The sequence below is a fragment of the Acidithiobacillus ferriphilus genome (assembly GCF_018854775.1).
Lineage (GTDB): Bacteria > Pseudomonadota > Gammaproteobacteria > Acidithiobacillales > Acidithiobacillaceae > Acidithiobacillus > Acidithiobacillus ferriphilus.
Window position 1 is genome coordinate 1 of the sequence record NZ_JAAZTY010000144.1, and the last position, 5,887, is coordinate 5,887.

Consider the following 5,887-nt stretch of genomic DNA (forward strand, 5'->3'; position numbering starts at 1 on the left):
CCGTCACCGCCTATGCCATGCGCGCGCAGTATGGGCCTGGCATTGTCCACAACAAACATGTTCCCGGCTATCAGGACGAGGCGGGTGTTGAACTCAACTCGGTAACAGAAACCTTTGTCGCCGCCAAGTTTTACATCGATAACTGGCGCTGGCGCGGCGTGCCATTTTACCTGCGTACTGGGAAGCGCCTCACCGCCAAAACCTCCAGCGTTGCGATCCGCTTTCGCCATACGCCACAGCAACTTTTTCGCGAAACCAGCATTGAGCGCATTGAACCCAACTGGATATTACTTTCCCTAGAGCCCGAAAGCCTTAAAATCGAAATCCAGATCAAGGAACCCGGTCTGGAAATGCGCGTCCGCCCTGTGCAACTCAACGCATCCTACCGCAAAGAAGGGGAGCAGGAGCTTGATGCTTATGAGGCCCTGCTGCTGGATGTGATGCAAGGCGACAAAGCCCTGTTCATTCGCTTTGACGAGGTCGAATGGGCCTGGCGTGTCGTCGACCCCATCATCAAGTCCTGGGGACGGGAAACCGACTATATCCTCACCTACCCCGCTGGCTCCTGGGGACCAGACGAGGCCACCCGGATCATGGATAAAGAAGATCAGTACTGGCGCAATCAAATCTAAGTCGAATCGAATGGCGGAGACCACCCGCGCTCCGCCATTACCCCGCCTGTCGTCTGTTGCAAACAGAAAAAACTATATAAAAATCAATAACCCTATGGCAACCTTCGGAAAAGCGTAGCCAGTAGTCTACAGACAGGCCCGGTACGAGGATGATTTATCCGGGTATTTTTTCAGTTTAATATAATAATTTCAGACCATTAAAACGATATGGCATGATCCATGCTTGCAGCTTAAGCGAAGATCAAAACCTGATCATAAAGGAGCTTAACGATGCAAAATCCCATTATTCCCGAACGCGAAATTCAACAACTTTCCGAGGTTATCAAAGCCATGTCTCACCCCTTGCGGTACAAGATTATCTGCCTGTTGGGGCGCGGTGAAATGAGCATGCAAAACCTCGTAAAAGCCATCAATACCAGCCACAGTAATGCATCACAGCATCTTGCCCTACTGCAGGACAGTGGCCTGGTACTGGTGCGACGGGTAGCCAGCCGTGTGTACTTTCGTATCCGCGATCAGCGCACCCTGCGTCTGCTGGCCATGAGCCACCACGTCTTCGCCTGACTTTCAATCTAACAGCGGCATACCGCGCCGCAGGAATTCTGCGGCGCTCTCACCGCTTTCAGCTGTACCCAGAAAGCGCCGCCATGCCCCCGCGCCATTTTGCCCAAAGCGCAGCCCATGCAAATGACGACTCAAACGCGGTGCGGGCAACGCCTCTCCCCATTGCTCCGCATATTCTATCAACCCCGACAAGATCACTTCGGGCACTGGCAGGGTTTCCCTACGCCCCATGGCACGTTCAATTTCCGCCAACAGCAGGGGATGATGATAGGCCGCACGCCCGATCATGACCCCATCCACTGCGGAAAATTGCGCCGTCACCGCCGTCAATTCGTTAAAGCCTCCATTGATCTCAATGGTCAGATGTGGCAGTTCTTTTTTCAACTGATGCACCCAATCCCAGCGCAAGGGCGGCACGTCACGGTTTTCAGCCGGACTGAGGCCCTTCAGCCAGGCATTACGCGCATGAACAATGAAGTGTCGGCATCCCGCCATCGCAACGATTTCGATGAAAGCACGCAGCGTCGCGTAATCCTCTTCCCGATCCAGGCCGAGACGATGTTTCACGCTGACAGGCAAGCCACTTTCTCCCATCGCTGCCACCAACTCGGCGACCAACTCAGGCGTCGTCATCAGACATGCCCCAAAGCGGCCCTTTTGCACCCGTGACGAAGGACAACCCACATTCAGATTGATCCCATCATAGCCATAGGTATGCGCCATCGCCGCGGCCGCACGCATCGCAACTGGATCATCCCCACCCAACTGCAGAATCAGGGGGTGCTCTGCCTCAGAGAATTCGAGAAACCGCTCAGGATCACGCCCCAGAAGAAGCGCACTGGTGGTGACCATCTCGGTATAAAGCACACAGGAAGGGCATAACAAACGCAGAAAATACCGACAATGACGATCTGTCCAGTCGAGCATGGGGGCTACGGATAATATCTTGTCGTTTGATTTAATATTTTTATTGTTATTCATAAGACAAACTCATTCCCCGACATTATTATGCCGTATCTGACCGCCATAAGTCGCGCGAGCATCGGCTACCGCGGTTTACTTTGAAAGACAAGCAGATAGGCACATTCTATCATCCCCTTGCTCAGGGCTTGAGGCGACAGGAGCGAAAGTGCTTGCCGAGCAGCATGAGGAACTGGATGGTCTGTTGGGTTTCCGGTTGTTTCATGAGGTCCCAGAGCCCACTGATACCACCCTTGGGTGCGGGGGTATGGGCCGCTTCTTCAGTAGCCCCAGTCAGACAGCAGAGGAAGTCGGTCAGGATGTGCTCCTGATCCATTTTTTCCGCCACAGCTAACAGCCGGTCCATGACGCCGGTACGGGTGGCACGGTCGAGCAGACACATGGCGTCGCTGGCCATGCCCGCCATCCTGGTCAGCATTTCGTCGCTCATGGAGTCCTGCGCGGCACCGACCATACGCGCCAGATGCACGATACGCTCAAGGTCACCATTTTCCAGCAGTACGGAGAGGGTAGGCAGGGCATGGACGATCTGGCTGCGATTGATCCGGTCCAGCAAATCGAGTCCGTCGCTGGCTAGCCCCGCCAGCCGCCCGACTATTTCATCACTCATGGAGTCCTGAGCGGCCCCAGCGAGCCGCGCCAAGTGCACAATACGTTCCAGATCGCCGTTTTCTACCAAACGCGTCAAAGCCTCTTGGGCTTTGGATAGCGATTCTTCGTGGGTGGTTTCTGATATTATGGCAGCCATAGATCACCTCCTTTCCTTTAGAGTAAACCACGGGCACTGGCCCAATAGAGCTTGTTATAGGCCATCTTAAAGGCATGGACCGCACCGTTTGGCGCCTTGGGCTGCGGGGGGTTTTGGTAATCAAACATGGCGTAGGTGGCGCGATCCTTGCCCGCTTCAATGAAGCAAAAGACCTTGCCGTCGTAACTGCGCACCGGTCGCCCTATCTTGATCGTTGCCGCGACATTTTCTGCTGCCGTCTCCGCCTCAAAATGAGCCGTCGAGCCGGCCTTGCTGATAGGTAAGTTGGTGGTGTCCCCCAGGATAATGACATTCTGACCGTGTTCACCTTCCATGTGCAGGGACGCGCGGTTGGTGGGAATCCAGCCATTCTCACCGAGACCGTTCTTCTCGATGACTTCCTGGCCCTTGTGCGGCGGCACAGCCACCAGCAGGTCATACTTGACGGCAGCACCTTCTTCACTGAGCACTTCGGCGTTTTTACCGTCGACTTCCTTCATATTGAAGAGCGTTTCATATTTGATTCCCATACGGTCGAATTCTGGTGCCGCCCACTTCGCCACATTTTCCAAGCTATGGACCCGACCGATGGGATAGGTGTAGTAGAACTCGGTTTTATCCAGCAGGCCACGATCCTTGATGAAATCGTGCATGGCGAAGGTGAGTTCCAGTGGAATCATCGGACACTTGTGCGGCAGACCGACGGTGACGGCGATGCGCCCGCCCTTGAAGTCCGAGAGTTGCTTGAAGAACTCCACAGCATTCTCCGCGGTGTAGCAATTGATGGAGTTCTCCTTGAGGCCGGGAATATTTTCTGGCACGGGACGGGAGCCGGTGGAAATGACGATAATGTCATACTCATGGACTTTGCCGCTCTTGCACTTGACATGGTTGTCGGCGAGATGAAACTCCTCCACGGGATCGACATGGAACTCAATGCCTGACTCCAGCAGGCTTTCTTGTTCGCGCACGAGTTCATCAGGGGTCGCACGCCCCATGGCAACATAGAGCCAACCAGGCTGATAGACGTGGTCGTGGCTGGCCGAGAGCATGGTGATCTGGGCCTTCCCGGTTTTCATTTCCTGTTGAATGCGGCGGGCAAGAAGATTAGCAAAAATCGTGCCTCCCATACCCCCACCGATGACGAGAACTCTCATGATGTCACTCCTTGTTTGTCTCTGCACTATTTGGACGTCGCGTTACTTGGCTTTACGAACCCGGATATGCCAGGTGCCTTCGCTATCCTGTTCAGTGTCCAGCATTTCATGGCCGACTTTCTTGATCCACTCCGGCACGTCTGCGGCAGAGCCGGCATCGGTGGACAACAGTTCCAGGGTGTCGCCCACACTCATCACCTTCATGGTGGAAATCAGCTCCATGAGAGGCCCGGGACAAAAACTGCCGCGGGCATCCACGACTCTTTCACTCATCTGTTACTCCTTCGCTCGCGCTTGTTGTTAGATTATCGCTTCAAAAAGTAAGGATCTGCGCCCCTTCGGCATCGCTGAGAAATTTGGTGAGTCCCATGGGACCGGCGACAATATCCTCCATGTCATCCGCCTTAACCCCCATAACATCCATGGCCATGGAACAGGCCCATATCCTGGCATCCCCCAGTTCCACGGCTTGCCCAAAAATGTGATAAAACGGCGACACATTGTGCCCGGCCATCATTTGTCCCATCTCTCCTTCCGCCGGGGCCTCCTTGCGGTGTCCCTTCACAAAATAGGGGAAGGCGTTCATGGACAGAAAGATATGTACTTCCGATCCCGAAACGGCTGCTACAGATGCCGCCATCGCCGCAAATTGCAACTTCTCCCGCTCGCCGCTTAAACAAATGATATAAAGTTTGGTCATGATGACTCCCCAAAAATATACGCCTGCAGTTTAGCAGGAGACTTGGTCATGTACGAATATCTCTATGGAGATATTACAATTCATAATATTAAAATGAATAATCCTATATGCGTAAACTAGCGCGGATATCTCTCAGGTTGATACCAAGTGTCGAACATACTAGTGTTTGAGTGAACTTGGTATTCTTCATAAACGTCCTCGTGCTTCAGTCAGCATAGCTGCGACATACAGCGCGGGAGAGAACACACCGCCCGCCCCGCCGGAATCCAGCGTAATGGAAAAGTCAGGGTCTTCAGTAAAAGCAGGAGAGGGATTTTTGATTCAGTGTTCGCAGGGCAAGCTTGCTCAGGAAGCAATCAGACTTCGCAGGGTGCCCACCGCGCCAATCGTTTAACGATATTTGGAGGCTGGGCCCGGAATCGAACCGAGGTACGCGGCTTTGCAGGCCGCTGCATGACCACTCTGCCACCCAGCCTTAAAAGAAAGGGGAAAGGCTGAATGCTTTCCCCCGATTGTGGAGCGGGAAACGAGGCTCGAACTCGCGACCCCAACCTTGGCAAGGTTGTGCTCTACCACTGAGCTATTCCCGCATGGGCGAAGAGACTACCGGGATCACCCATCCTTGTCAAGACGGACGCCGCTGGCCATCAGGCTGGGCCAGGCGGCGCGTAAGTAACCTACCATACTCCAGAGTGTCATCGCCGCCGCCACGATCAGGAGGAGAATGCCCAGGTTGCGTCCCGACAGGCCAAACAAAGGGCGTTCGTAGACCAGGAGCAGAATCGAAATCATCTGCGTAGCCGCCTTCGCCTTGCCCAGCCAGGAGACAGCCACCTTCTTGCGCTCCCCCAATTCTGCCATCCACTCACGCAGCGCTGACACGGTGATTTCCCGGCCAATAATCACACTAATCAGAATACCCGCCAGTATCTTTGGTATCTCTCCTGAAGACGCGATGAGCACCAGTGCAGTGATCACCATGATTTTATCGGCAACAGGGTCCAGAAAGGTACCAAAGGGGGACACTCCATGATAGCGTCGGGCCAGATAACCATCGGCCCAATCCGTAATCGCCGCTACCGCAAAAATGGCGGTGGCGGCGAAA

General features: G+C 54.2%; 7 protein-coding genes, 2 tRNA genes and 1 pseudogene. 2 read left to right on the plus strand and 8 right to left on the minus strand.

The window, feature by feature from the left end; translation table 11 throughout:
• Both HF921_RS10230 and HF921_RS10235 read left to right on the plus strand, forming a co-directional pair.
• Positions 1–632, plus strand: a pseudogene (locus HF921_RS10230) (glucose-6-phosphate dehydrogenase); the annotation flags it as partial.
• Between the two features lie 270 nt (positions 633–902).
• Positions 903–1,196 (plus strand): ArsR/SmtB family transcription factor, encoded by a 294-nt coding sequence (locus HF921_RS10235; protein WP_064218825.1) that lies wholly within the window; start codon positions 903–905, stop codon positions 1,194–1,196.
• A 3-nt stretch (positions 1,197–1,199) separates the two neighbouring features.
• Here the strand turns inward: HF921_RS10235 and dusA are convergent, their stop codons facing one another.
• The 8 genes from dusA to pgsA all read right to left on the minus strand — a co-directional run.
• On the minus strand, positions 1,200–2,177 hold the full coding sequence (dusA, locus tag HF921_RS10240) for a tRNA dihydrouridine(20/20a) synthase DusA (protein ID WP_215892752.1): 978 nt from the start codon (positions 2,175–2,177) through the stop codon (positions 1,200–1,202).
• 121 nt (positions 2,178–2,298) lie between these two features.
• Complete coding sequence (locus tag HF921_RS10245) at positions 2,299–2,925, minus strand: hypothetical protein (RefSeq protein WP_215893765.1); 627 nt, start codon at positions 2,923–2,925, stop codon at positions 2,299–2,301.
• Positions 2,926–2,942: 17 nt separating this feature from the next.
• Complete coding sequence (locus tag HF921_RS10250; RefSeq protein WP_064218828.1) at positions 2,943–4,082, minus strand: NAD(P)/FAD-dependent oxidoreductase; 1,140 nt, start codon at positions 4,080–4,082, stop codon at positions 2,943–2,945.
• Positions 4,083–4,124: 42 nt separating this feature from the next.
• Complete coding sequence (locus HF921_RS10255; protein ID WP_064218829.1) at positions 4,125–4,355, minus strand: sulfurtransferase TusA family protein; 231 nt, start codon at positions 4,353–4,355, stop codon at positions 4,125–4,127.
• Between the two features lie 40 nt (positions 4,356–4,395).
• Positions 4,396–4,782 (minus strand): DsrE/DsrF/DrsH-like family protein, encoded by a 387-nt coding sequence (locus HF921_RS10260; RefSeq protein WP_215893766.1) that lies wholly within the window; start codon positions 4,780–4,782, stop codon positions 4,396–4,398.
• 401 nt (positions 4,783–5,183) lie between these two features.
• Positions 5,184–5,257: transfer RNA gene (locus tag HF921_RS10265), tRNA-Cys, on the minus strand.
• A 40-nt stretch (positions 5,258–5,297) separates the two neighbouring features.
• Positions 5,298–5,372 (minus strand) — tRNA-Gly (locus HF921_RS10270).
• Positions 5,373–5,394: 22 nt separating this feature from the next.
• A partial coding sequence (gene pgsA, locus HF921_RS10275; RefSeq protein WP_215893767.1) for a CDP-diacylglycerol--glycerol-3-phosphate 3-phosphatidyltransferase occupies positions 5,395–5,887 on the minus strand: 493 nt, incomplete at its 5' end.

What these genes read in the sequence shown, in the direction of transcription:
- HF921_RS10235 (WP_064218825.1), top strand. Translation starts at nt 903, where the DNA reads ATGCAAAATCCCATTATTCCCGAACGCGAAATTCAACAACTTTCCGAG.
- dusA (WP_215892752.1), bottom strand. Translation starts at nt 2,177, where the DNA reads ATGAATAACAATAAAAATATTAAATCAAACGACAAGATATTATCCGTA.
- HF921_RS10245 (WP_215893765.1), bottom strand. Translation starts at nt 2,925, where the DNA reads ATGGCTGCCATAATATCAGAAACCACCCACGAAGAATCGCTATCCAAA.
- HF921_RS10250 (WP_064218828.1), bottom strand. Translation starts at nt 4,082, where the DNA reads ATGAGAGTTCTCGTCATCGGTGGGGGTATGGGAGGCACGATTTTTGCT.
- HF921_RS10255 (WP_064218829.1), bottom strand. Translation starts at nt 4,355, where the DNA reads ATGAGTGAAAGAGTCGTGGATGCCCGCGGCAGTTTTTGTCCCGGGCCT.
- HF921_RS10260 (WP_215893766.1), bottom strand. Translation starts at nt 4,782, where the DNA reads ATGACCAAACTTTATATCATTTGTTTAAGCGGCGAGCGGGAGAAGTTG.